25 protein-coding genes and 1 tRNA gene are annotated in these 24,846 nt (G+C 60.5%); 13 read left to right on the top strand and 13 right to left on the bottom strand.

The genetic code is table 11. The annotated features are described in order from the left end of the window. The first annotated feature begins 1 nt into the window (after position 1). Together acnA and ACIK7D_RS15625 are read left to right on the top strand one after the other, a co-directional pair. Positions 2-2,629, top strand: coding sequence for an aconitate hydratase AcnA (gene acnA, locus ACIK7D_RS15630; RefSeq protein WP_400156741.1), 2,628 nt, complete (start codon positions 2-4; stop codon positions 2,627-2,629). A 13-nt stretch (positions 2,630-2,642) separates the two neighbouring features. Continuing rightward, positions 2,643-3,392, top strand: a complete 750-nt coding sequence (locus ACIK7D_RS15625; protein WP_400156740.1) for a transporter substrate-binding domain-containing protein — start codon at positions 2,643-2,645, stop codon at positions 3,390-3,392. A 48-nt stretch (positions 3,393-3,440) separates the two neighbouring features. On the opposite strand, the gene ACIK7D_RS15620 is transcribed toward ACIK7D_RS15625, so the two are convergent. Continuing rightward, positions 3,441-3,537: transfer RNA gene (locus ACIK7D_RS15620), tRNA-OTHER, on the bottom strand. Between the two features lie 312 nt (positions 3,538-3,849). Continuing rightward, entirely contained in the window at positions 3,850-5,013 is a 1,164-nt protein-coding gene (locus ACIK7D_RS15615) for a M20 aminoacylase family protein (protein ID WP_127755607.1), read from the bottom strand. A 224-nt stretch (positions 5,014-5,237) separates the two neighbouring features. Between ACIK7D_RS15615 and ACIK7D_RS15610 the strand changes: the two genes are divergently transcribed. Continuing rightward, complete coding sequence (locus tag ACIK7D_RS15610) at positions 5,238-6,293, top strand: D-alanyl-D-alanine carboxypeptidase family protein (RefSeq protein WP_174058226.1); 1,056 nt, start codon at positions 5,238-5,240, stop codon at positions 6,291-6,293. Positions 6,294-6,485: 192 nt separating this feature from the next. Then, a complete protein-coding gene (locus tag ACIK7D_RS15605; RefSeq protein ID WP_400156739.1) occupies positions 6,486-7,628 on the top strand; it encodes a CobW family GTP-binding protein in 1,143 nt (380 codons plus the stop codon). Positions 7,629-7,869: 241 nt separating this feature from the next. Here ACIK7D_RS15605 and ACIK7D_RS15600 read toward each other — a convergent pair whose 3' ends face one another. The 5 genes from ACIK7D_RS15600 to ACIK7D_RS15580 all read right to left on the bottom strand — a co-directional run bounded on the left by ACIK7D_RS15600 (position 7,870) and on the right by ACIK7D_RS15580 (position 11,875). After that, positions 7,870-8,106, bottom strand: a complete 237-nt coding sequence (locus tag ACIK7D_RS15600; RefSeq protein WP_020811686.1) for a sulfurtransferase TusA family protein — start codon at positions 8,104-8,106, stop codon at positions 7,870-7,872. Continuing rightward, positions 8,103-9,401 (bottom strand): murein L,D-transpeptidase family protein, encoded by a 1,299-nt coding sequence (locus tag ACIK7D_RS15595; RefSeq protein WP_120947689.1) that lies wholly within the window; start codon positions 9,399-9,401, stop codon positions 8,103-8,105. Before ACIK7D_RS15595 ends, ACIK7D_RS15600 begins: the two co-directional genes overlap by 4 nt. 295 nt (positions 9,402-9,696) lie before the next feature. Then, positions 9,697-10,650: an acetyl-CoA carboxylase carboxyltransferase subunit alpha gene (locus tag ACIK7D_RS15590; RefSeq protein WP_003523282.1), complete on the bottom strand. Its 954-nt coding sequence runs from the start codon at positions 10,648-10,650 to the stop codon at positions 9,697-9,699. Positions 10,651-10,712: 62 nt separating this feature from the next. Beyond that, positions 10,713-11,705, bottom strand: a complete 993-nt coding sequence (gene xerD / locus ACIK7D_RS15585; protein ID WP_400156738.1) for a site-specific tyrosine recombinase XerD — start codon at positions 11,703-11,705, stop codon at positions 10,713-10,715. Further along, complete coding sequence (locus tag ACIK7D_RS15580) at positions 11,702-11,875, bottom strand: hypothetical protein (RefSeq protein WP_035239639.1); 174 nt, start codon at positions 11,873-11,875, stop codon at positions 11,702-11,704. Before ACIK7D_RS15580 ends, xerD begins: the two co-directional genes overlap by 4 nt. Positions 11,876-12,063: 188 nt before the next feature. On the opposite strand from ACIK7D_RS15580, the gene ACIK7D_RS15575 reads away from it, so the two are divergent. Both ACIK7D_RS15575 and aroB read left to right on the top strand, forming a co-directional pair. Next, positions 12,064-12,645: a shikimate kinase gene (locus tag ACIK7D_RS15575; protein ID WP_080819351.1), complete on the top strand. Its 582-nt coding sequence runs from the start codon at positions 12,064-12,066 to the stop codon at positions 12,643-12,645. Positions 12,646-12,650: 5 nt separating this feature from the next. Then, complete coding sequence (gene aroB / locus ACIK7D_RS15570) at positions 12,651-13,784, top strand: 3-dehydroquinate synthase (protein ID WP_127755612.1); 1,134 nt, start codon at positions 12,651-12,653, stop codon at positions 13,782-13,784. Between the two features lie 25 nt (positions 13,785-13,809). Here aroB and ACIK7D_RS15565 read toward each other — a convergent pair whose 3' ends face one another. Continuing rightward, on the bottom strand, positions 13,810-14,091 hold the full coding sequence (locus ACIK7D_RS15565) for a BolA family transcriptional regulator (protein WP_003509873.1): 282 nt from the start codon (positions 14,089-14,091) through the stop codon (positions 13,810-13,812). 115 nt (positions 14,092-14,206) lie between these two features. Between ACIK7D_RS15565 and ACIK7D_RS15560 the strand changes: the two genes are divergently transcribed. The 4 genes from ACIK7D_RS15560 to ACIK7D_RS15545 all read left to right on the top strand — a co-directional run bounded on the left by ACIK7D_RS15560 (position 14,207) and on the right by ACIK7D_RS15545 (position 18,927). Then, positions 14,207-14,842 carry a J domain-containing protein gene (locus ACIK7D_RS15560; RefSeq protein WP_059755848.1) on the top strand — a complete coding sequence of 212 codons (636 nt, stop codon included), beginning with the start codon at positions 14,207-14,209 and terminating at the stop codon, positions 14,840-14,842. Positions 14,843-14,910: 68 nt separating this feature from the next. Beyond that, positions 14,911-15,900, top strand: coding sequence for a cobaltochelatase subunit CobS (gene cobS, locus ACIK7D_RS15555; RefSeq protein WP_004445672.1), 990 nt, complete (start codon positions 14,911-14,913; stop codon positions 15,898-15,900). Positions 15,901-16,007: 107 nt separating this feature from the next. Then, positions 16,008-17,912, top strand: coding sequence for a cobaltochelatase subunit CobT (gene cobT, locus ACIK7D_RS15550; RefSeq protein WP_035262332.1), 1,905 nt, complete (start codon positions 16,008-16,010; stop codon positions 17,910-17,912). 37 nt (positions 17,913-17,949) lie between these two features. Further along, positions 17,950-18,927, top strand: a complete 978-nt coding sequence (locus tag ACIK7D_RS15545) for an esterase-like activity of phytase family protein (RefSeq protein WP_400156737.1) — start codon at positions 17,950-17,952, stop codon at positions 18,925-18,927. Between the two features lie 2 nt (positions 18,928-18,929). Here ACIK7D_RS15545 and ACIK7D_RS15540 read toward each other — a convergent pair whose 3' ends face one another. The 3 genes from ACIK7D_RS15540 to rpmB all read right to left on the bottom strand — a co-directional run bounded on the left by ACIK7D_RS15540 (position 18,930) and on the right by rpmB (position 20,453). Beyond that, the gene (locus ACIK7D_RS15540) at positions 18,930-19,265 is read right to left on the bottom strand and encodes a pentapeptide repeat-containing protein (protein WP_077985339.1); all 336 of its coding nucleotides are present in this window, start codon (positions 19,263-19,265) and stop codon (positions 18,930-18,932) included. Between the two features lie 90 nt (positions 19,266-19,355). Next, complete coding sequence (locus tag ACIK7D_RS15535; RefSeq protein ID WP_127755614.1) at positions 19,356-20,000, bottom strand: queuosine precursor transporter; 645 nt, start codon at positions 19,998-20,000, stop codon at positions 19,356-19,358. Between the two features lie 162 nt (positions 20,001-20,162). After that, positions 20,163-20,453 (bottom strand): 50S ribosomal protein L28, encoded by a 291-nt coding sequence (gene rpmB / locus ACIK7D_RS15530; RefSeq protein WP_003509888.1) that lies wholly within the window; start codon positions 20,451-20,453, stop codon positions 20,163-20,165. A gap of 252 nt (positions 20,454-20,705) precedes the next feature. On the opposite strand from rpmB, the gene ACIK7D_RS15525 reads away from it, so the two are divergent. Beyond that, positions 20,706-21,479 (top strand): DUF3108 domain-containing protein, encoded by a 774-nt coding sequence (locus ACIK7D_RS15525; protein WP_003523301.1) that lies wholly within the window; start codon positions 20,706-20,708, stop codon positions 21,477-21,479. 5 nt (positions 21,480-21,484) lie between these two features. Here the strand turns inward: ACIK7D_RS15525 and ACIK7D_RS15520 are convergent, their stop codons facing one another. After that, positions 21,485-21,925, bottom strand: a complete 441-nt coding sequence (locus ACIK7D_RS15520) for a cupin domain-containing protein (protein ID WP_162691912.1) — start codon at positions 21,923-21,925, stop codon at positions 21,485-21,487. After that, on the bottom strand, positions 21,925-22,695 hold the full coding sequence (gene gloB / locus ACIK7D_RS15515) for a hydroxyacylglutathione hydrolase (RefSeq protein WP_400156736.1): 771 nt from the start codon (positions 22,693-22,695) through the stop codon (positions 21,925-21,927). Before gloB ends, ACIK7D_RS15520 begins: the two co-directional genes overlap by 1 nt. Before the next feature lie 106 nt (positions 22,696-22,801). Here gloB and ACIK7D_RS15510 point away from each other — a divergent pair, with 106 nt between their 5' ends. Further along, positions 22,802-23,563: a class I SAM-dependent methyltransferase gene (locus tag ACIK7D_RS15510; protein WP_003523306.1), complete on the top strand. Its 762-nt coding sequence runs from the start codon at positions 22,802-22,804 to the stop codon at positions 23,561-23,563. Between the two features lie 84 nt (positions 23,564-23,647). Continuing rightward, positions 23,648-24,754 carry a histidinol-phosphate transaminase gene (gene hisC, locus ACIK7D_RS15505; RefSeq protein ID WP_400156735.1) on the top strand — a complete coding sequence of 369 codons (1,107 nt, stop codon included), beginning with the start codon at positions 23,648-23,650 and terminating at the stop codon, positions 24,752-24,754. Positions 24,755-24,846 lie beyond the last annotated feature (92 nt).

Genomic DNA, 24,846 nt, shown 5'->3' with positions numbered 1-24,846 from the left:
CATGCGCACCACATTCGACATCAACGGCGTCAGCCACGACATCATCGATCTTCCGGCCGAGGCTGGCGATTGTCTGGTGCGCATGCCTTATATCCATCGCATCCTGCTGGAGAACGTTCTCCGTACGGCAGGTGACGACGCCTTTCGTGCCAAGGACGCTATGCTCGCCTGGCTCGAAACGGGCCAGAGCGATGTCGAAATTCCCTTTCTGCCGAACCGGGTGCTGATGCACGACACGACATGCGGGCCCGCGCTCGTGGATATCGCTGGCATGCGCTCGGCGCTCGCCGAGGCAGGCGGCGATCCGGCCCTGCTCAACCCCGTCGTTCCCGTCGATGTCTCCACCGATCACTCGGTCGCCGTCGATGCTTTCGGGACTTCGGCGGCACTCGCACGCAACATGGAGCGGGAGTACGAGCGCAATGCCGAGCGCTATAGTTTCATGAAATGGGCGACAAACAGCCTTGCCGACTTCCGGGCGCATCCGCCGGGAACCGGGATCATGCACACGCTCAATCTCGAACGGCTTGCGACGGTCGCGACGTCGGTGCAGCGCGACGGCAGGCTGTGGGCCATGCCGGACACGCTGATCGGGACGGACAGTCATACGCCAATGATCAATGGCATTGGCGTGCTGGCCTGGGGTGTCGGCGGGCTGGAGGCGGAAAGCGTTTTCTTCGGCATGCCTGTCGCCCTCCGCGTTCCCGATGTTGTCGGTGTCCGCCTGACGGGCGCGCTGAGGGAGGGCGTTCTTGCGACCGATCTGGCGCTTGTCGTTACCCATCTGCTCCGCCAGATCGACTTGCAGGATAAGTTCGTCGAGTTCTACGGCCCGGGCGTCTCGAACCTCACGGCGGGCGACCGTGCGGTCGTCGCCAACATGACGCCCGAGTTTGGGGCGAATAGCGGCTATTTCCCGATCGACCGCCAGTCGATCGATTACCTTCTCGCCACCGGGCGCAGGTCGGTACACGCTGCTTTCGTCGAGGCTTATGCGAAACGGGTCGGTATCTGGTTCGATCCGAACGCTAGTCCGCGCTACACGTCCACGCTCGATCTTGACCTGTCCAGCGTCGAACCCAGCCTCGCAGGCCCCCGTCGCCCGCAGGACCGGATTGCAGTCAGCGAAACCCGTAGCGCAGTCGCGGGAATGAAAAAGAACGGCGGCGCGCCTTCCGTCGAGGGCGAACCGAACGACGGTTCGGTCGCGATAGCGGCCATTACAAGCTGTACCAATACGTCCGATCCGCGCCTGTTGATCGCTGCCGGACTTCTGGCCCGCAAGGCGAAGGCCTACGGACTTCGCCCTCCGCACTGGGTCAAGACGTCCACCGCTCCCGGCTCGCCGACGGCGGAGCGTTATCTCGTGCGGGCAGGGCTTTTGTCCGATCTCGAATCCGTCGGCTTCGGTATCGTGGGTTACGGCTGTACGACATGTATCGGCAATTCCGGCCCGCTGACCGAGTCGGTCGCGGATGCGATGGCCAAACGTGGCATCCTTCCGGTCGCCGTGCTTTCGGGAAACCGAAACTTCCCCGGGCGCATCCATCCCCAGCTTGAGGCCGGGTTCCTCGCCTCGCCACCAATGGTCGTGGCCTTCGCGCTCGCCGGGACCGTCGAACTCGATATCATGAACGATCCGATCGGAGTTTCGCAGGACGGCACGCCGGTGACGCTCTCCATGCTGTGGCCGAGTGCTGCGGAGATCGACGAAGCCCTGGCTGCCGCATCGAAGATAGAGGACTTCGCGCCCACCTACGATGCCGCCGAAGCGAGCAAGGCGTGGAAGGAGCTTCCGGCTCCAACGACGACGCTGTTTCCCTGGGACGAGACATCCACCTACATCCGCCGTCCGCCATTTGCGAGTTTCGGCAAGGGCACCAAGCTCGGAACCTATGAGGCGCATCCGATCCTCGTTGTTGGCGATGACATCACGACCGACCATATTTCACCGGCCGGCGCGATCCCTGCAAAGGGCGATGCCGGCCGCCATCTGATCGAACGCGGGGAAAATCCCTTCGACCTCAACGTCTTCTCGTCGCGGCGCGGCAACTGGGAAGTGATGATTCGTGGCCTGTTCACCAACAAAACGGTGTGCAATCTTCTCGGCCACGACATTCCCCCCGGTTCCACCATCCACGCCGGATCGGGTGATGTCCTGTCACTCTGGGACGCGGCGCAACGATACCAAGCCGAGGGCAGGTCCGTGGTCGTGGTGGCAGGCGAGCGTTATGGAATGGGTTCTTCTCGTGACTGGGCAGCCAAGGGCGTGGCGCTTCTCGGTGTCCGCGCCGTGCTCGCAACCAGCTTTGAGCGTATTCACCGCTGGAACCTGATCGGCATGGGCGTGCTGCCCCTACGGTTACCGCAAGGCGTCAAGCCCGCTGACCTCGGCATCTCGGCCGACGATGTCATCGTGATTGACGCCGATCCACAGACCATGACACCACGTTGCGATGTGACCGTGACAATACGGAAGGCCGATGGCACTTCGACGACCCTGGATGCCGCGGCGGCAATCGAAACCAGCGCGGAGGTCGGCATTCTTCGGGCAGGCGGCGTGCTGCCGCTCATCCTCAAGCAATTGCTGAACAGGACGGGTCGGAAGGCATCCGGGTGGGAAGCGTGATCGGAGACGCGAAATGACAGACATCGACATCGCCAAAGTGCGACGCGCAATTGCTCCCTCGGGAACGTTGCGGACGACGATAAACGTCGGGAATCCGATTCTCGCAAGCCGGAAAGACGTGCCGGGAGGCGTTTCCGTCGATCTCGCCCGGACGCTGGCCGAGCGTCTGGACGTAGCGCTCGAACTTGTCGTTCTTGAGTCAGCGGGTGAGGCAGTCACCGCCGTTGAGGAAGGCCGTGCCGATATCGGCTTTTTCGCTCGCGATCCCACACGCGCGCAGCTGATTGCGTTCACTGCCCCCTACGTGCTGATCGAAGGCTGTTATCTTGTCCGAGACGGCTCGCCGGTCTCCGAAATGAAAGATATTGATGTTGCGGGCCGTAGGGTGGTTGTGGGCAAGGGCAGCGCCTACGACCTGTATCTTACACGAGAACTTCTACACGCCACGATCGAGCGCGCCGCGACGTCCCCCACCGTCGTCCAGCATTTCCTGGAAACGTCAGCCGACGTCGCGGCGGGCGTTCGTCAGCAACTTCAGCAGGACGCGGACCGGTTCGGTGGACTGCGGCTTCTGGCCGGCCGCTTCATGGTGATCGAGCAGGCGATGGGAGTGGCACGGACGCATGGCCCGGTGGCGGAGAGCTATCTGACCGCGTTTGTGGAAAGCGCCAAAGCCGAAGGCCTGGTTACCGACTTCCTGAAAGCGAATGGCGTGGATGCGGTCTCGGTGGCTCCGCTGACAGTTGATGTCATATCATCCTGATCCGCATAAACGCGCCTTGCATTTTCGATAGCAAATAAAACAGGAAAATGGCGTCCACGAGAGGATTCGAACCTCCGACCCCAGGATTCATACCGCTTCGGCTTTCGCCGCCGTCCCGCCGTTTGCCGGCAAGACGTTCGTGGTCTGGACTGTCCCTTCACCATGGGCCTTGCGGCCTTTAGGTGCTGCCCATCCAGTCTCTACACCTTCACCGGATTTCTCCGGAGCTTGGCTCGGGATTGGCATGCTGGAAGACCAGCGAAGCTTTCCCCGACTTTGAGCAGATCGATTGCGTCGTTTCCGGGCGCAACCCCCAATTTGTCTTAGGAATCCTGTGCTCTATCCTGCTGAGCTACGTGGACACTGAATTGCTCTTTAACCTGACGATGCCTGCGGATCAACCGAGTTCTTCATCGCGGTCGATCTCTTCCTCGGCTTTCTTCTTTTCAGTCGGCAATCAGCTCGTCAGGCGCTGTTCGGCCAGTTTCACCCAATAGGAAATGCCGTAAGCGATGGCCTCGTCGTTAAAATCATAGCCCGGATTGTGAAGCCCGGCCGAATCGCCGTTGCCGATGAAGATGAAGCAGCCCGGTCTTTCCTTCAGCATGAAAGAGAAATCCTCTCCCGCCATGGAAGGATCGACATCGGGGTCGACATTCGGTTCGCCTGCCACATCGCGCGCCACACGGATGGCGTGGTCGGTCTCGGCGGCGTGGTTGAAGGTCACCGGGCAATAACGCTCATAGACGACTTCCGCTTCCGCGCCGTTGGCAAGGGCAATACCTTCCGCCATCTGCTTGATGCGATCCTGCGCCAGATCGCGCACCGTTTCATCGAGGCTGCGCACCGTGCCGGCGATCAATGCCTCGTTGGGGATGATGTTGTGGCTGGAGCCGGCCTGAAAGCGGGTGACGGAGACGACCACCGAGCGGATGGGGTCGGCATTGCGCGAGGCGATCATCTGCAGATTGCCGACGATCTGCGCGCCGATGGTGATGGGATCGACGGTGCGGTGCGGCTGTGCCGCGTGGCCGCCACGGCCCTTGACGGTGATCGAGAATTTGTCCGGTGCCGCCATGATGCCGCCCTTGCGAATGGCGAAGGCACCAAGCGGAATGCCCGGCATGTTGTGCATGCCATAGACCTCGTTGATGCCGAAACGCTCCATCAGCCCGTCCTCCACCATGGCGAGCGCGCCGGCACCCCCTTCTTCCGCCGGCTGGAAGATGACGGCGATGGAGCCGGCGAAGTTGCGGGTCTCGGTGAGATATTTCGCTGCGCCGAGCAGCATGGCGGTGTGGCCGTCATGGCCGCAGGCATGCATGGCGCCCGCGGTTTTGGAGGCCCAGGGTTTGCCGGTTTCCTCCAGAATGGGGAGAGCGTCCATATCCGCGCGAAAGCCGATGGTGCGATTGCCCGGAAGATTGCCCTTGATGATGCCGACCACACCCGTGCGGCCGAGACCGGTCACGATTTCGTCAACGCCGAAAGATTTCAGCTTCTCCGCAACGAAGGCCGCAGTGTTGTCGACATCATACAAAATCTCGGGATTTTCATGCAGGTGACGCCGCCATTCGCTGACTTCCTGCTGGAGTTCGGCGGCTCTGTTCAAAATCGGCATTCGTTCATTCCTGGGTTCATCGGTGCGGCGTGTCGTAAAATCCTATCCTCCGGGGTGGATAGTGCGCCGCATAATTGACGTAATCAATGTACTTTGCCATTGCTAGGACATATATGGTGAATATTGCCATTCCCCGACCGAAGACGGGAATTCGAGGACAAGCCTTGCCACAGACTTTTAAATCGCCAAACGCCGCCAGACGGCTCTCCGCAGCCGTTGCCATCATGACCGCAGGCCTCGTTGCCGCAGCGCCCGTGGCAAATGCCAATCCGAAAATGGTGGTCGATGTCAAAACCGGCAAGGTGATTTCCCATCAGGAAGCCTTCCGCAAGTGGTATCCCGCTTCGCTCACCAAGCTGATGACCGCCTATATCGCCTTTTCGCAGATGAAGGCCGGCAAGATCAGCCCGCAGACGGAAGTGGTGATGAGCAAGAAGGCCGCCGATCAGCCGGCCTCGAAAATGTATTTCAAGCCCGGCCAGAAGCTGACGATGGATAGCGCTTTGAAGCTGCTGCTCATCAAATCCGCCAATGACATCGCCGTGGCGATTGCCGAGACCATCGGCGGCACCAGCGACAATTTCGTGGCGCAGATGAATGCGCAGGCGCAGCGGCTGGGCATGAGCTCCACCCGTTACATCAATGCCAATGGCCTGCCCGGCAAAGGACAATATACGACCGCCCGGGATCTGGCGCTGCTGGCGCTGATCATCAAGCGCGAGTTTCCGGAATATGCCCATTATTTCTCGCTGGAAGGCGTCAGCACCGGCAAGAAGAACTACGCCAATTTTAACATGCTGGTTGGCCGTTTCGATGGCGCGGATGGCATGAAGACCGGCTTCATCTGTGCCTCCGGCTTCAACCAGGTGTCGTCGGCCGTGCGCAATGGCCGCTCCGTCATCACGGTCGTGCTGGGTGCTGACAGCCTTGCCGGGCGCACCGACCAATCGGCCGATCTGTTGCAGATGGGGCTGACGGCGCCCTCGGGGCAAGGCGTCTCGCTCGCCGCGCTGGCGCCCTATGGCGATACCGGCGATGTGAACGATGTCAGCGCCGAAATCTGCAACCCGAAGGCCGCCAAGGTGCGCAGCGAAAGCCGCGATGAGGCTGGCCGCATGGTCATCCATTCGCCTTATGTGCAGGAAATGACCCGCCCGCCGGAATATTCCTTCGCCGGTCTCATTCCGGGCAGTGAGACGGTGGCGGTGAATGCCGCCAAGGGAGCCGGCAAGGGCGAACTCGCGAACGTGCCGATCCCGATCCCGCGCCCGACATTCTGATGATCGATGGCTGCCTTGAGGCTGAGCCTCGCGGTTGCAATGCGCTTTGTGTATTCGCAGGTCGATGATGTTATGATATTACAGTGTCGCTCGCGGCTTCCAGGCGCGGGCGATTTCTTTTAGCTCCATGCGGCTCCGGGTTTCGTGTCGTCCAGTGACCTGCCGGAGCGGCCATCAACACACAGGCAAGTCATGTCTCGCGATCGCATCCCGGTTTCCATCATCACCGGATTTCTCGGCGCCGGAAAATCGACGTTGCTCAACCGGCTCCTCAAGGATCCGGCGATGAGCGACGCGGCGATCATCATCAATGAATTCGGCGATGTCAGCATCGATCACATGCTGGTTGAAAGTGCTGGCGAGGGCATCATCGAGCTGGCGGAGGGCTGCCTCTGCTGCACGGTGCGCGGCGAGCTGGTGGATACGCTGGCGGAACTGATGGACGGCATCCAGACAGGCAAGCTGAAGCCGGTAAAACGGGTGGTGATCGAGACCACGGGCCTTGCCGATCCTGCCCCCGTCATGCAGTCGGTCATGGGCAACCCGGTCATCGCGCAGAATTTCGTGCTGAACGGCATGATTACGGTGGTGGATGCCGTGAACGGCCTTTCCACGCTCGACAATCATCAGGAGGCGGTGAAACAGGCCGCCGTGGCTGACCGCCTGGCGATGACCAAGCGCGCACTTGCCGATGCCGCCACGATTTCCACGCTGACAGCCCGTCTTCAGGCGCTCAATCCGCGTGCGACCATCGAGGATGGCGACAAAACTGAGTGGAGCGCCGCGGGGCTTCTCGACAACGGCCTTTACGATGCCGGCAGCAAGAATGCCGATGTCGGCCGCTGGCTGGGCGAAGAGGCGGTACACGATCACCACGATCATGATCACGGTCACGACCATCACCACCATCATGGCGATCACGACGACCACCACCATCATCACGATGTGAACCGGCACGATGCGTCTATCCGTTCCTTCTCGATCATTCACGATCAGCCGGTCAGCCCGATGGCGATCGACATGTTCGTGGATCTGCTGCGCTCGGCACATGGTGAAAAGCTCCTGCGCATGAAGGCCATCGTCAAGCTGTCGGATAATCCGGCCCGGCCGCTGGTGCTGCATGGAGTGCAGAATATTTTCCATACGCCTGAGCGCCTTGCAGCCTGGCCGGACCTGGCTGATCAGCGTACGCGCATGGTGCTGATTACGAAGGATTTGCCGGAAGCCTTCGTGCAGGACCTGTTCGCGGCCTTTACAAGCGCACCGGGCATCGACCGGCCGGACAGGCAGGCGATGACGGATAATCCGCTGGCGGTTTCGGGGTTGCGGTTTTAGGGCGTGTCGTGATGGTCTAGGTCGGCGGGTGTGGTTCACCCCCCTCTGTCCTGCCGGACATCTCCCCCTCAAGGGGGGAGATCGACAAGCGGCTTGCTCCGAACATCTTTATGGGGACAGCAGCCCGAAGTGCAGGGCTTGTGAGAAAACGAGCGGTCGCCGCAACTGATTCCCCCCTTGAGGGGGAGATGCCCGGCAGGGCCGAGGGGGGTAAGCCCGGAGCGTCAGCGTTGAACGTCGGTTACCCGCCTTTCACAATGCGAAACCGATGCCCCTTATCCAGCGCAGTGGTTTCCACCAGCCTATGCCCATCCTCATTGCACATATGGGTAATATCGATCACCGCCAGCGGATCGGTCGTCTCGACGGTCAGAATATCTCCCGCCTTCAGGGTTGCGAGTTTCTTGCGGCTTCTCAAAACCGGAAGGGGGCATTTAAGCCCCCTCAAATCATAGACGATCTCGGCCGTGTCGCTCATTCCTTGGCCCAGAATTTCCAGAATGGCTTCTTTTCCGGCGCTTCCGGTGCAGGCGCTGCGGAATAGGCAAGCGGGTTCATGGCAGGAACCGGGATGCTCTGGGCGGCAGCTCCGGTCTGGCCGGCTGCTGCGGGGGCAGCAGAGGCAACCATCGTCGGTGCCGCGGGGGCCGGGTTCGATTGCGGTGCCGTGGCGGGCTGGACAGCCGAAGGACGCGGGCCGCGCAGGGAAGAGGCGGTTGCGGTCGTCGCCGGTGAGGACGACGTCACCTGCTGCGCCTTCTTCTCCATCAGCGCGGCATATTCCGTTTCCTTCATCAGCTTGCCGGCCTTCAGCGCCGAGCCGGTCGGGGCATAGGCGGGCTCGCGGCCCTTGCGCTTTTCGGCGACCAGCGCCTTGCGCTCGGCTTCGCTCGGGTCGTACCAGGCCATGCCGTCATATTTCTTCATCGCCTTTTCATAGGCGAGATCGTAGGTTTTCTCGTAGCTCGAAAGCGCGCTGACGAGCGCCGGCGGTGTGCTCATGGCCGGGCATTGGGCAGACGCGTTGAAGCTGCCGCCTTCCGTCTGCTGGTTGAAGACATATTTCTTCTCGCAGACATTCACTTCCGGCGGGCGCTTGGTCACTTCGAAATTGTCGTAACCGACCTTCAGCATCTTCCAGAATTCGAGATGTTCGCTCTGGCGATGGCGGGCCATGTTTTCCGCCGTCATGCGGAACGGGAAGGCCTGCAGCTGCACGGTCTTCTGGCCACCCTTGAAGGCGTCACGGGCAAAACCGTAGATTTCAAGAATCTGCGCATCCGTCATCGAATAACAGCCGGAGGACGAGCAGGCGCCATGGATCATCAGATTGGTGCCGTTGCGGCCATTGGCGGCATCGTAGCGGTTCGGAAAGCCGGTATTGATGGCGAGATAATATTTCGAGTTCGGATTGAGATGCGCAGGCGTCAGGTTGTAGAAACCTTCCGGCGCCTGCCGGTCGCCTTCCTTCACCTTCGGGCCGAGTTTGCCGGACCATGCGCAAATCTCGTAGCCGGCGATCTTCTCGAAACGGTTGTCGCGCCTGGCTTTCCAGATTTCCAACGCGCCTTCTTCCTTGAAGATGCGGATCATGATCGGCGAGGTGCGGTCCATGCCCCTTTTGTCGATCTCAGCCAGAATGGACGGAGACAGCGGGTAATCGACCTTGTTCTTGACGTGGGAAACGTCGCGTTCAACGGTTTCGAGCGTATCGTTGCAGCCGGCAAGAACGAGCGCGGTGCAGGCAAGAAGTGCAAAATGTGTCAAACGCATGATCTGATCCGAAAGACGATGGCACGAAGCGGCGGCAGTTCTACACCGTCCCGTGTGTATTTTAAATACGGTATTAACCGTTTACATCTTCTTAACTCAAATCGGATCCGCCCCCGCGGCCGCCGATACATCTGTTGATGTGACCGGACTATGGCCGAGTTGGGGCGATATTCAAGGAAAATAAGGCCGGAGCCAGATTGTTTCGGCTTTTCTTCGAACCGCCAAAACAATCTGACTCCTTCTTTTGACGCATTTTCCGGACGTAAAACCGCTGCGCACTTCTACTGGAAATGCTCTAGAGGTTCCGGCCGATATCCAGGAATTTCTGGCGGCGTTCGGCGCGCAGCTGTGTGCCGGAACGCTGGGAAAGATCGGCCAGAGCCTTGGCGATCACATCGCCCGTCGCGTTGATCACGGTCTCCGGAGCGCGATGCGCCCCGCCGATCGGCTCGGGAATGATTCCGTCGATGACGCCGAGCGCCTTCAGATCTTCCGAGGTGATCTTCATGTTGGTTGCGGCTTCCTTGGCGCGGGTCGAATCGCGCCAGAGAATGGAGGCGGCGCCTTCCGGCGAGATCACCGAATAGATCGCATGTTCGAGCATATAGACGCGGTTGCCGGTGGCGATCGCGATTGCGCCGCCTGAGCCGCCTTCGCCGATGACGACGGAGACGATCGGCACCTTCACGTTGAGGCACATTTCCGTCGAGCGGGCGATGGCTTCGGCCTGGCCGCGCTCTTCCGCGCCGACGCCGGGATAGGCGCCTGCCGTATCGATGAGGGTGATCACCGGCAGCGAGAAACGGTCGGCCAGTTCCAGCACGCGGATCGCCTTGCGATAACCTTCCGGCCGAGGGCTGCCGAAATTATGCTTCAGGCGGCTTTTGGTGTCGTTGCCCTTTTCCTGGCCGATGATGGCGACGGGCTGACCGTTGAAGCGGCCGAGGCCTGCCTGAATGGCGGCGTCTTCGGCAAACTTGCGGTCGCCGGCCAGCGGCGTGAAATCGGTAAACAGCGCCTTGGCGTAATCGACGAAATGCGGACGCTGCGGATGGCGCGCGACCTGCGTTTTCTGCCAGGCGTTGAGCTTGGAATAGATGTCCTGCATCGCGTCGTTGACGCGCGATTCCAGACGGTTGATCTCCTCCGAGGTGTCTATGCTCTCGTCTTCATCGGCAAGCTTCTTCAGCTCGATGATCTTGCCCTCAAGGTCCGAGATAGGTTTTTCGAAGTCGAGATAATTGTGCATGAGATCCGTTTCCGATCGTTTTGCGCAAGGTTTGACCGGATTATCCGGCGGTTCCGGTCGCTCTAATCAAGGTTTTTGCCCTGTTTGGCAAGGGGGTGATGTGTTTGTACCAGCTCTTGCAAGCGTTCTTCCAGCACATGTGTATAGATTTGTGTCGTGGAAATGTCGGAATGGCCGAGCAGTTCCTGTACCGCGCGCAAATCCGCGCCGTTCTGCAGAAGGTGGCTGGCAAAGGCGTGGCGCAGCACATGCGGTGATATCGCAGACGGGGTCAGGCCCGCACGGATGGCGATGTCCTTGAGGTCGCGGGCAAAAACCTGGCGGGGCAGGTGGCCTTCCTTGCTGCTCGAAGGAAACAACCACGGGCTTTCCGGTGTCTCCGGTTTTTTCTGCGAAGCGGCCACCTTGCTTTTTTCCGATGCGAGCGCCTTTCTGGCAGCCTCGTATTTTTCCATCGCCTCGATGGCGGCGCGGGAAAGAAGAACCATGCGGTCCTTGTTGCCCTTGCCGCGTATCATCAGGAAGCGTCCTTCCTGACGCAGCACCTTGACCGGCAGCGAGACAAGCTCACTGACACGCATGCCGGTGGCATAAAGAAGTTCGAGCAGCAGATGCATGCGGATGCGGGCAAGCTGGCCGGGACCGGATGTGGCGGCTTCCTGCGCCGCGAGGCTAAGCAGCCTGTTCACATCGGCGACGCTCATCGTTTTCGGTAAGGCGAGACCTTTCCTCGGCGCATCGATGATGCCGGTCGGGTCGTCGCCGCGCAGCCCTTCCGAATAGAGAAAACGATAGAATTGCCGCATGGTGGAAAGACGTCGCGCCTGTGAGGTTGCGGCAAAACCCTGCGTGGAAAGATGGGTCAGATAGGCGGAAAGGTCAGGCGTCTGTGCCTGCGTCAGGGACTGGCCGCGATCAGAGAGAAATTCGCGCAGATCGGAAAGATCGCGCTCATAGGAAGAGAGCGTGTTGGCGGCTGCCCCGCGTTCGGCGCTCATCATTTCCAGAAAACTTTCCAGCCGCGCGCCGTCGCGCCCTCCTGCCGGTCCGCTCATGGGGTGCGCCTTGCCGGTTCGGTTGACGGCGGGTTCAGCCGCTCGGAAGGAATACGTACCGTCACTTCACGGTCGCGCGGTTTGACGACCATGACGAGCAGCACCATGCCGCCATAGATCAGCCCCGCGATGGTCGCCAGTATCATCGTGAAGCGGAAAAGGGTGGGCATGGCGGCTCCGTGAAGCTGGTGGTCGAAACGTATATGCGGTGCGGCGAAAGCGGCGACAAGATCAAAATGCCCGCTCCGCCCCGTGCCGCATGCGGCGATGATTGTGATTCACCGCAATTCAGTCAGCAATTTGGCTTGACGCTTCGTAAACATTTGCAGATATCCATGCCAAACGGGCTTTCAAATCTATGAATGAAACGAATTTATCCGTCCCGGCCACACTCGGGGAGCAAGCGCGGGCAAAGCTCGGACGGCGCAACATCGTCTTCGTCGGGCTGATGGGGGCCGGAAAGTCGGCGGTGGGCCGCATGGTCGCCCAGCAGCTTAAGGTGCCGTTCATCGATACGGATGTCGAAATCGAGCGCGTTTCGCGCATGACGATATCCGAACTTTTCGCCACCTATGGTGAGGAAGAATTCCGGGCGCTGGAAACGCGGGTCATCAAGCGGCTTTTGCGCGGCGGCCCCAAGGTCATCTCCACCGGCGGCGGCGCCTTCATCAACGACAATACCCGCCGGCACATCACGCGCGGCGGCATTTCATTGTGGCTGAAGGCCGATCTCGAGGTGTTGTGGGAGAGGGTCAACAAGCGCGACCACCGCCCGCTTCTCAAGACCGAAAACCCCAAAGCCACGCTGGCGGCCCTGATGGAGAAGCGCTATCCGATCTATGCGGAAGCGGATCTGACCATCGAATCCCGCGATGTCCGCAAGGAAATCATCGTGACAGAAGTGCTGGCCGCCATAGCCGGCATCGAACAGAAAGACTGATCCCCATGACGCCTTCCGAAATCCACGCCGATGAACGTCTCGTCCATGTGCCGCTCGGCGAGCGCGCCTATGACATTCTGATCGGGCCGGGCCTCATCGGCCGGGCGGGCGGCGAGATTTCAGCACGGCTGAAGGGCAGACGCGCAGCCATCATCACCGATGAACATGTCGCGCCGCTCTATCTCGAAGGCCTGATGGATGGGCTGCAGACGGATGGCATCGAGGCCGTTTCGCTGACCCTGCCGGCCGGCGAAAAGACCAAGAGCTTCGAGCATCTGGTCACCGTGTGCGATGCGGTTCTGGCAGCACGGGTGGAGCGCAATGATGCGGTGATCGCGCTCGGCGGCGGGGTGATCGGCGATCTTGCCGGTTTCGCAGCGGGCATCGTGCGCCGTGGCGTGCGCTTCGTGCAGATACCGACCTCGCTTCTGGCGCAGGTCGATTCCTCCGTCGGCGGCAAGACCGGCATCAACAGCCGCCATGGCAAGAACCTCGTCGGCGTGTTCCACCAGCCCGATCTGGTGCTGGCGGATACGGCGGTGCTCGATACGCTGAGCCCGCGTGAATTCCGCGCCGGTTATGCCGAAGTGGTGAAATACGGGCTGATCGACAAGCCGGATTTCTTCTTCTGGCTGGAAAAGAACTGGGATGAAATTCGCACCGGCGGCCCCGCGCGCATCCAGGCGATTGCGACGAGCTGCCAGGCGAAAGCCGATGTGGTGGTGGCCGACGAGAAGGAAAACGGCGTGCGCGCCCTTCTGAACCTCGGTCATACATTCGGCCATGCGCTGGAGGCGGCGACCAATTACGACAGCAAGCGGCTGGTGCATGGCGAAGGCGTCGCCATCGGCATGGTGCTGGCCCACCAGTTTTCCGCCCGTCTCAACCTCGCAAGCCCGGACGATGCCGCCCGCGTCGAGGCGCATCTGAAGGCCGTCGGCCTGCCGACGACGATGAAGGATATTCCCGGCGAGTTGCCGCCGGTCGAAACGCTGATGACGGCGATTGCGCAGGACAAGAAGGTCAAGGGCGGCAAGCTCACCTTCATCCTCACCCACGGCATCGGCCAGTCCTTCGTGGCCGATGATGTTGCGGCGTCCGAGGTGCAGTCCTTCCTGTCGGAAAAGCATCCGGGTTAAGGCCGCGAGAAAAAGGAAGCCGTGCCTAGAACCGCACCGCTTCCCCGGGCGCTGCCGCCTCTATCGCCAGCGCATGCAGGCCGGCATCGAGTTCCGGCTTCAAAAGCGCGTTGATCGCCCGGTGGCGCTCGACGCGGGACTTGCCGGAAAAGCTTTCCGACACTATCTGAACACGCATATGCGTCTCGCCCGTGCCGGTCATATCCGGCTGGTGGCCCGCATGCATCTGGCTTTCATCGACGACCCTAAGTCGCTCCGGTGAAAAGCTTTCCCTGAGCTTGGTTTCTATGCGCTCTCGCAGAGACATTCGAAGGGCTCCAATTCTGTTTGCCGGTCTTTGAAGGGGGCTCCCTAAAAGCCTGTAACATTCCGCTTTGTCAATTCTTGTTGTGCGGCTTTTCGCACCCCATAATCAGGGCATCATGAAACTGGATTCGAAATATTTCGATCGCATCCGCACGCGCCGGAAAAGGGAGAGGGAACCTGAGGTTCAGGCCCCGACCTGCCAGTGGGACGGATGCGACAAGCCGGGTATTCACCGGGCACCCGTCGGCCGCAATGCCGAGGGGCAATTCTTCCTGTTCTGTTTTGAGCACGTGAAGGAATACAACAAGGGCTATAATTATTTTTCCGGCCTGTCCGACAGCGAGATCGCCCGTTACCAGAAGGAAGCGATCACCGGCCATCGCCCCACCTGGACGGTGGGCGTCAACAAGACGGCGCGCGACAGCCCGCTGCACTCCACGCTGCGTTCCGGCACGGCGAGTGGGAACGCCCGTATCCGCGATCCTTTCGGCTTCGCCGGCGGTTTTGCGGGCGGCGCAAGGGCAGGCGGCACCCGCATGCAGCAGGACCGAAAATTGAAGACGCTGGAGGCAAAAGCCTTCGATACGCTCGGTCTTTCTTCCACCGCAAAGCAGGAAGACATAAAAAGGCGCTACAAGGAGCTTGTCAAAAAGCACCATCCTGATGCTAATGGTGGCGATCGTGGTTCGGAAGAGCGTTTTCGGGCTGTTGTTCAAGCATATCAATTGTTAAAGCAGTCAGGTTTCTGCTAAGCCAACTTATGTGTTTACCGCCTGATTGATGATGTGGCCGGGTGGCTGCCGCCCGCCTTGGAGACGTGATGAGCAAAATCGACCTTGATATTTCCAACCTGCCCGACACGACGGTGTCCGTGCGGGAGGTTTTCGGCATTGATACGGATCTGCGGGTTCCCGCCTATTCCCAGGGCGACGCCTATGTGCCTGACCTCGATCCCGACTATCTTTTCGATCGCGACACGACGCTTGCGATCCTTGCCGGTTTTGCTCACAACCGACGTGTCATGGTCTCCGGTTTCCACGGCACGGGTAAATCCACCCATATCGAGCAGGTGGCCGCGCGCCTGAACTGGCCCTGCGTGCGCGTCAACCTCGACAGCCATGTCAGCCGTATCGACCTCGTCGGCAAGGACGCCATCGTCCTGAAAGACGGCAAGCAGGTTACCGAATTCAAGGACGGCATTCTGCCCTGGGCCTACCAGCACAATGTGGCGCTCGTCTTCGACGAATATGATGCCGGTCGCCCGGACGTGATGTTCGTCATCCAGCGCGTGCTGGAATCCTCCGGCCGCCTGACCCTGCTCGACCAGAGCCGCGTCATCCGTCCTCACCCGGCCTTCCGCATCTTTGCGACCGCCAACACCATCGGCCTTGGCGATACGACGGGCCTTTACCACGGCACGCAGCAGATCAACCAGGCGCAGATGGACCGCTGGTCCATCGTCACCACGCTGAACTACCTGCCGCATGAGCAGGAAGTGAACATCATCGCCGCCAAGGTGAAGAGCTTCGACAATCCGAAGGGCCGTGAAACCGTCTCCAAGATGGTACGCGTGGCCGATCTCACCCGTTCGGCTTTCATCAATGGCGATCTTTCTACTGTCATGAGCCCGCGTACCGTCATCACCTGGGCGGAAAATGCGGAAATCTTCGGCGATCTCGCCTTTGCCTTCCGCGTGACCTTCCTCAACAAGTGTGACGAGCTGGAGCGCACGCTGGTGGCCGAGCAGTATCAGCGGGCTTTCGGCGTCGAGCTGAAGGAAAGCGCTGCGAACATCGTTCTCAGCGCCTGATCGTCCCCGGCTTGTCCGGAGAAGATCACCGATGACTTGAAGACGCCGGTGGGGCGCGCGATCTTCTGATCGCGTGCCGCAGGCGCCGACAAATGACAGGAAAGACAATGGCAGGGCGCGGCGACAATTCCAGAGCAAAACCGGGTACGGCGGTCGATACGGAGCCGTTGCGTCAGGCGATTGCCGGATGTGTGCGATCCGTCGCCGGCGATGCCGAAGTCGAAGTCGTCTTCGCCAATGAGCGGCCTGGCCTCGCCGGCGAGCGCATGCGCCTGCCGGAAATTTCCAAGAAGCCGACGGCGCAGGAAATCGCCATCACCCGCGGCCTTGGCGATTCCATGGCGCTGCGCCTTGCCTGCCATGATGCCGACACCCATGCGGTGATGTCGCCGCAGGGCGCTGAAGCGCGGCTGATCTTCGATGCGGTAGAACAGGCGCGCGTGGAATCCATCGGCGCGCTGCGCATGCCGGGCATGGCTTCCAACATTCAGGCCATGAATACGGAAAAATACGCCAAGGCCAACTTCGCCGGCATCAACAACAAGGACGATGCGCCGCTTGCTGAAGCCGTGGCGCTTCTGGTGCGCGAGAAGCTGACCGGGGAGAAGCCGCCGGAAAGCGCCGGCAAGGTTGTCGATCTGTGGCGCGATTTCATCGAGGACAAGGCGGCCGGCGACCTCAAGGATCTCTCCAGCGTCATCACCGACCAGAAGGCGTTTTCGCGGCTGGTGCGCAAGATGCTGACCTCCATGCAGATGGCGGAAGATTTCGGCGACGAGGATAACGAGCCTGACAGCCAGGAAGCGGAATCCAACGAGGACCAGCCACGCACCAACGAGACCGAAGAAGAGCAGGTCGAGGAGGAGGCTGGCTCGGACGCGACGCCCGCCGATGAAAACGAGGCCTCGCAGGAGGAGATGGAAGAAGGCGAGATGGACGGCGCCGAGATGTCGGACGAGGAAATGTCCGACGATCTCGATGAGGATTCGGAAACGCCCGGCGAGACCCGCCGTCCTAACAGCCCCTTCGACGACTTTAATGAAAAAGTCGATTACCGCATTTTCACGCAGGAATTCGACGAGGAAATCCACGCCGAGGAACTGTGCGACGAGGCGGAACTCGACCGTCTGCGCGCCTTCCTCGACAAGCAGCTCGCCCATCTTCAGGGCGCGGTCGGGCGCTTAGCGAACCGTCTGCAGCGCCGCCTGATGGCGCAGCAGAACCGTTCCTGGGACTTCGATCTGGAAGAGGGCTATCTCGATCCGGCCCGCCTCGTCAGGCTCATTATTGACCCGATGCAGCCGCTTTCCTTCAAAAAGGAACGCGACACCAAGTTCCGCGATACCGTGGTTTCGCTGGTCATCGACAATTCCGGTTCGATGCGCGGCCGTCCCATTACCGTGGCTGCCACCTGCGCCGATATTCTGGCGCGCACGCTGGAGCGCTCGGGCGTGAAGGTGGAGATTCTGGGCTTCACCACCAAGGCATGGAAGGGCGGACAATCGCGCGAACAGTGGCTCGCCAATGGCAAGCCGGCGTCGCCGGGTCGTCTCAACGATCTGCGCCATATCATCTACAAATCGGCGGACGCTCCGTGGCGGCGCGCGCGGCGCAATCTCGGCCTGATGATGCGCGAGGGCCTGCTGAAGGAAAATATCGACGGCGAAGCGCTGATGTGGGCGCATAACCGCCTGATCGGCCGCCCCGAGCAGCGCAAGATCATGATGATGATCTCCGACGGTGCACCGGTGGACGATTCGACCTTGTCGGTCAATCCGGGCAATTATCTGGAGCGGCATCTGCGCGCCGTCATCGAGCAGATCGAAACGCGCTCGCCAGTGGAACTGCTGGCAATCGGTATCGGCCACGATGTGACGCGGTATTATCGCCGCGCCGTGACCATCGTGGATGCGGACGAGTTGGCCGGCGCAATGACCGAGCAGCTCGCGGCGCTCTTCGAGGATACGAGCGGCGCTTCCGGTTCGTCCCGCAGGGTTCGCCGTGCGGGATAAGCGGGGCCGGGCTTCTTCCGCCTGCAAAACGCTTGCGATGGCCGCCATTCTGGCGGCCGCATCGCTATGTCCGGTTTCCATCGGCGCATCCACCATCGATGTGCCGGTAAGCGTGCGTCTGCTTTCCTCGTTCGAGGTCGGCACCAGCGAAAAACGTTTCGGCAAGCTGGAATTTGTCGGCGGCATGGTGATGAGCGCGCCGGAAAAGCTGTTCGGGGCGATATCCTCCATCCGTTTCCGCCCCAATGGGGAAGATTTCGTTGCGGTGCTGGATACCGGCCATTGGCTGACGGGCAGGGTCTTGCGCGACGCTCGCGGTGCTTTATCCGGGCTTGCCGATGCCCGCATCACCCCCATGCTGGACATGAGCGGGCGCGAACCGCCGCGCAAGATGGAGATGGATGCGGAAGGGCTGGCGCTGCGCGACGGCAGGGTTTTCGTCAGTTACGAGCAGCGCCACAGGATCGATATCTATCCCGATCCGGGCTTCGCCACCGCAAAGCCGCTCGACCGCCTGCCATATCTCATCCCTAGCAACGAGTTGCGCCACAATGGCGGCCTGGAGGCTCTCGCGGTATCGCCGGCCGATTCGCCGCTCGCCGGGGCTCTGGTCGTCGTGGCTGAAAAAAGCATCGATACGGACGGCAATCTTCTCGCCGCCATATTGGAAGGTCCACGCAAGGGCACATTCGCCGTTACGCATCATCCGTCATTCGACGTGACGGACGGCGCATTCCTGCCCAATGGCGATCTGCTGCTTCTTGAGCGCCGCTTCAATTTCGCCGAAGGCGTGGGCATGCGCATCCGTCGCATCCGTGGGGGCGATATTCGGCCGGGTGCTGTGGTGGATGGCGAAATCCTCATGGAAGCCGGCATGGCCTACCAGATCGACAATATGGAAGGCATGGATGTGGTGAAGGGGCCGGACGGCTCGACGCGCCTCATCATCGTTTCCGATGACAATCACTCGTTCCTCCAGCGCAACCTGATGCTGGAATTCAAACTGGTGGAGTAAAATCAGGCCTGCTGCTGTGCCGCCTTGTAGGCTGCCATCAGGTCCTCGACGGGAATGCCGTCGATCTTCATGCCGGTCATCCGGCATGATGTGATCTGCGCACCGGACAGGTTGGAGTTGCTGAGTTTCAGACCGGAAAAATTGACGTCATCGATCGACCAGCCGGACATGTTGTTATCCGTGAACGACGCGCCTGACAAATTGATATTGTTGAAGCTCGCCCCGGAAAGATTGACATTGTCGAAGACCGTGCCGGATAGATTGACGTCGTTGAAGGTTGAGCCTGAAAGCGTGGCGCTGGCGGCTTCCACGATGTCTATAACGTCCTTGATCTGCATGTCGACCTGCCTCCGCGCTGTGCCACGGACGACAGACTGCAATGCTGACGGCTGGCTTGCAAGCGCGATTTGATCCGCGCTTGCCCGGTCTCAAACGCGGCCCGTTTTGACGGCGTCCGGCATCGGCTTCAGCGTGTTCATCAGCGCGCCGTACGGCAGGAGCATGACGAGGCCGACGAGAACCTTCACCGAAAGATCACCCAGCGCCCAGGAAATCCAACGGGGCGCTTCCACGGCGAAGACACCGAGAATGGGAGCGTTTTCGATGGCGAAGGCGTCGTTGGGGCCGACGAAGGAGAAGCTTGCGGCAAAGGCGATGGAGAAGAACAGGGCCGTATCCAGCACCGATCCCAGCATGGAGCCGGCGAGCGGCGCATGCCACCAGCGCTGGCGGCGCAGGCGGTTGAAAACGGAAATGTCCAGCAGCTGGCCGATCAGATAGGCGGTGCCGGAAGCGACCGCGATGCGCGGAATGGATGTCCAGAAGGACAGCGTGACCCCGACGACGAAGCCGGCAAGCACGACGCGGCGCGCGATGGAGGGGCCGAACTGACGGTTGGTCAGGTCCGTGACGAGGAAGGCGATTGGATAGGTGAAGGCGCCCCAGGTCAGAAGGTCGCCGAGATTGACGCCGAACAGCGAGCCGGAAAGCGGGTATTGCACCAGAATATTGGATGCGACGACCACCAGTGTCATCAGCAGGACATAGATAAGCGTAAAGCGCAGATAGGGCATTTTTTTATCCTGGGTGATGCCACCAGTTGGAGCCAAGCATCGGAGGAAAACATCTCAAACGGTTTTCGCAAAACCCGATGCAACTAAAATCTGGAACAAACAAAAGGCTTGAGCGGCAAAGCCATTCAAGCCTTCTGAATTCAGATGATGTCGAAACCGCTATTAAGCAGCTTCGGCCGTCTTCTTGGCGATCTGGCGGCGCAGGAGACGAGCGCGCATGCTCAGTTCGTTTTCGCCGGACTTCAGAAGGAAGGCATCGAGGCCGCCACGGTGTTCAACGGAGCGCAGAGCGGCTGCGGAAACACGCAGGCGGAAACGCTGGCCGAGAGCATCGGAGATCAACGTGACCTGGCAGAGGTTCGGAAGGAACCGGCGCTTGGTCTTGTTGTTGGCGTGGCTGACGTTGTTGCCCGTCTGGACGCCCTTGCCGGTCAATTCGCATACACGGGACATGGGTACACCTATTTCGTTTCGTCTGTTTCACCACTGGCTCGCCACCGGCAAAACCGGGGTGGCAATCCAACTGGCCATGATTGGAAAGTTGCGGTTCTATAGTCAGACGAGACTTAACAGTCAAGCCGCTCGCGATCAAATGAAAGGAAATTCCGGCGTTTTCAACCGGCATCCGCTTTTTTATTGCCACAAGTCAGCGTATATGATCGCCCGATAAGGCCGCTTCCGCGCCTCTTTTAAGGTGATATCGAAATGATTGCCAGAGGAAAAAGCATTTTCGTGGCCGCGACAATAGCGTTAACGGGCGTCTCCCCCTCGCTCGCCGCCGAAGCGCGCCACACAAGCGAATACAGCATCAATCTCGGCATTTTGCCGATTGCCAGGGCGAGTTTCTCGACTCGCATGGACGGACCGAATTATTCGATTTCCGGCTCCTTCAGCGCCGCCGGCCTTGCCAGCATCCTCAAGGATATTTCCGGCAAGACGACCGTTTCCGGCGCCAAGCGCGGCCACCGGCTGCAGGCCAACGAATATTCGCTGGTCTATAAGGACGGCAAGCGGGTGCGCACCTATGACGTCGTCTATCGCAACGGCAACGTCACATCGACGACGGTGAAGCCTGAGCCGAAAGCCCGGCCGGACAACTGGGTGGACGTGAAGGACCGCGACCTGCGCTCGGTTCTCGATCCGATCTCCGGCCTCATCATTCCCGCGGGCGGCCGCATCTGCCCGACTCGCCTGCCGATCTATGACGGCGAATCGCGACTCGATCTGGTTTTGAGCTCCAGCGGCACCAAGCCGTTCAAGACCAACGGCTTTAATGGCGACGCCATCGTCTGCAAGGCGCGGTATGTGCCGAAGTCGGGCTATCGGCAGGGGCGCAAGGATATCGAATATCTGAAATCCATCTCCATGGAGATCTGGTTCGCCAAATCGAACAACATGGATGTCTATGCGCCCGTCTATGCCATCATTCCGACCCGGGTGGGGCAGGTCTATATTACCGCGACGAAATACGGTGGCTGAGGCAATTACGGCGCATCACCCGGCGACCAGCCGGGCTCTGCCATAACGAAGCTCGAAAAGGCAAAGCCCGGCGAGACGGTACAGCCGACGAGCGTGAAGTCGCCGAGGCTTTCGGCCGATTGCCAGCAATTGGCGGGAACGATGACCTGCGGGCGCTCGCCTTCAAGAATGGCGGGGCCGAGCGTGAAGGTCTGCACTTCCCGGCCGTCCTGCGAAAGATGCAACGCGATCGGCGCGCCGGCATAATAGTGCCAGACCTCCACCGCATCGGTGACCCGGTGCCAGTGCGAGCGGTCGCCCTTTTCCAGGAGATAATAGATCGCCGTCGAATGGCCGCGCTCACCGCCTGCCTTGTCGCGGAATGTCTGGTGGTAAAAACCGCCCTCGGGATGCGGCTCCAGCCCCAGTTCGCGAATGATCGCCTGCGCCGATATATCCGTTCCCATCAGAAATTGTCCTTGCGTGTGCGGATTTCCGCGAAAACATCGGCATCGGTGGCGCTTTCAAGGCCAAGATATTTGCGAATACCGGCATCGGCCACCCGCATATAGGGATTGGTCTGTTTTTCGAGCCCGATCGTGGTGGGAATGGTGAATTCATTCGCCTGCCGCGCCTTCTCGATGTGGGCCGCGCGCTCGCTCAGCACAGCATTTTCCGGATCGACGGTGAGGGCGAAACGGGCATTCGTCAGCGTATATTCATGGCCGAAATAAACCTTGGTCTCATCCGGCAGCGCCATGAGTTTCTGGAAGGAATGCCACATATCCGCCGCCGGACGTTCGAACAGGCGGCCGCAGCCCATGGCAAACAGCGTATCGGCGGCAAAAAGCAGCCCGTCATCGGGCAGATAATAACAGATATGTCCCGCCGTATGGCCGGGCGTGGCGATGACCTGAACGCGGCGGCCGGCGAATTCGAACTCGTCGCCATCGGCCTGCGAACGGTCGAGACCGGGGATCGCAACCGCTTCGTCGTAGGGGCCGTGAATTTCGCAGCGGAACTTGTCTTTCAGGGTAAGATTGGCTTCCACATGGTCCTGATGGTGGTGGGTGGTGAAGATGTGTGTGAGCTTCCAGCCGTGGCCGTCGAGCGCCTGCAGGATAGGTCCTTCTTCCGGTGCGTCTATGGTGGCCGTCGCGCCGCTTTCGGGATCGTGCAGAAGAACCCCGAAATTGTCGCTGCGGCAAAGAAAGACGTCTATTTCCAAAGGTTTCATCTTATCCTCTCCATTTGCCGGCCAAAACCGGCGCATTCGCCCGCCTGACCTTCTATGTAAGGGCAGACGCCTTGAAGTCCAACCGCCTGATGCTACATTCTCGCCCATGAATACCGATATCGTCGATCTGCGCGAATTCTATCATTCTCCGCTTGGCCGCTCGGCCGAGCAGGCGATCACCATGGCGCTTTCGACGCTGTGGCCGCCTTTGCCGGAAGAGCGGCTGGTCGGCCTTGGTTACGCTGTGCCGTTTCTGGAGCGGTTTCGCCGCGATACGGAGCGCACCTTCGCCTTCATGCCGGCGGGGCAGGGGGCGGTGAACTGGCCGGCGGGCGAGCTGTCTTCCACCGCGCTGGTGTTCGACGAGGAACTGCCGCTCCCCGATGCGTCGATAGACCGCGTCTTGATGGTACACGCGCTGGAATTTGCCGAAAATCCGCGTGAAAGCCTGAAGGAACTGTGGCGGGTGCTGGCGCCCGGCGGCCGTCTGGTGATCGTGGTGCCGAACCGGCGCGGCGTCTGGGCGCGCATGGAACATACGCCCTTCGGTTCCGGAAGACCCTATTCACGCGGACAGCTGACGGCGCTTTTGCGCGAAACGAATTTTACGCCGGGCGCTACCGCCGAGGCGCTGTTCTTTCCGCCCACCACCAGCCGGCCGATACTGAAATTCCGCCGCTATCTCGAACATACCGGCCGCCGGCTGTGGCCGCTTTTTTCCGGTGTCATCGTGGTGGAAGCCCAGAAGCGTCTCTATCAGGGATTGCCCGTCACCCAGCGCGCCTCGCGTCGCGTTTTTGTGCCAGTGCTGGCTCCGCAGGGGGTGCCCACCACCCGCACTGCCGCAAGCCAAGGAAAGCCGCGCTGACCCTCGACAAAGCGACCATTCCGTCTTAGGCCTTCTGCGTTGCTTTTGCCGGGTTCTCCGACGTCTTTTCAAAGGTCGATAAAAATGAGCGCAGAGCTTAGCCTACCTGTTCCCCGTCCGGGTATCTTCGATATTGCGGCTTATGTTCCCGGGAAGGAACATGTGGATGGCGTCGTCAGGGTTTATAAGCTTTCCGCCAACGAAACGCCGTTTGGGCCAAGCCCGAGGGCGATAGAGGCTTTCGGCGAGGCCGCCGGCCATCTGGAAATTTACCCGGACGGTCAGGCCGCCGCGCTGCGTCACGCAATTGCGGAAGTTCACGGTCTCAATCTGGCAAATATTATTTGCGGCAATGGTTCCGGCGAGCTGCTGGAACTGCTTTGCAGGGCCTATCTCGGCGCGGGCGATGAGGCGATCGTTACGGAGCACGCCTTTCTCCTTTACAAAATCCAGATCATCGCGGCAGGAGCGGCACCGGTCACAGTCAAGGAAAAGGATTGCACTGTCGACGTGGACGCTATTTTATCGGCGGTGACGCCGAGGACCAAGATGGTGTTCGTCGCCAATCCGGGCAACCCCACCGGCACCTATGTTCCGGTTGCGGAAATCCGCCGCCTGCACGCCAGCCTACCGAAGCATGTTCTTCTGGTGATCGATGCGGCCTATGCTGAATATGTGCGCCGCAACGACTATGAAACCGGTGTCGAGCTTGTGTCCGGTAACCCGAATGTCGTTATGACCCGCACGCTTTCCAAAGCCTACGGTCTTGCCGCACTGCGCATCGGCTGGATGTACGGTCCGATGGAGGTCGTTGATGTGCTGAACCGTGTGCGCGGCCCGTTCAACCTGAATGCGCCCGCGATTGCCGCCGGTGCTGCTGCCTTGCACGATCAGGCTTTTGTCGAAACGACCATTGAGCACAATCAGCTCTGGCGCGACAGGCTGACCCATGCGCTCACCGCGCTCGGCCTGACCGTTACGCCCTCCGTCGCCAATTTCCTGCTAATCCATTTCCCCGATCGGGGCGGCAAGCGTGCACCTGACGCTGACGCCTTCCTGAGCCGCCGCGGTTATATTCTCCGTGCGGTGCGCAGTTACGGTTTCCCGAATGCGCTCAGAATGACGGTGGGTTCGGAGGAGGCCAATCTCGGCGTCGTTGCGGCCCTCACCGAGTTCGTGGGGCAGGCCTGATAAGCAGATACCGTTCGAGCGCACGCACTGATCCGCACTGCCGCGAAACAGGGAAAGCTTCTGACCCTCGACAAAGCACCCATTCCGGTCTA

The sequence above is a fragment of the Agrobacterium sp. P15N1-A genome (assembly GCF_044626815.1).
Taxonomy (GTDB): domain Bacteria; phylum Pseudomonadota; class Alphaproteobacteria; order Rhizobiales; family Rhizobiaceae; genus Agrobacterium; species Agrobacterium leguminum.
This window is presented reverse-complemented; position numbering and strand designations above follow the sequence as displayed.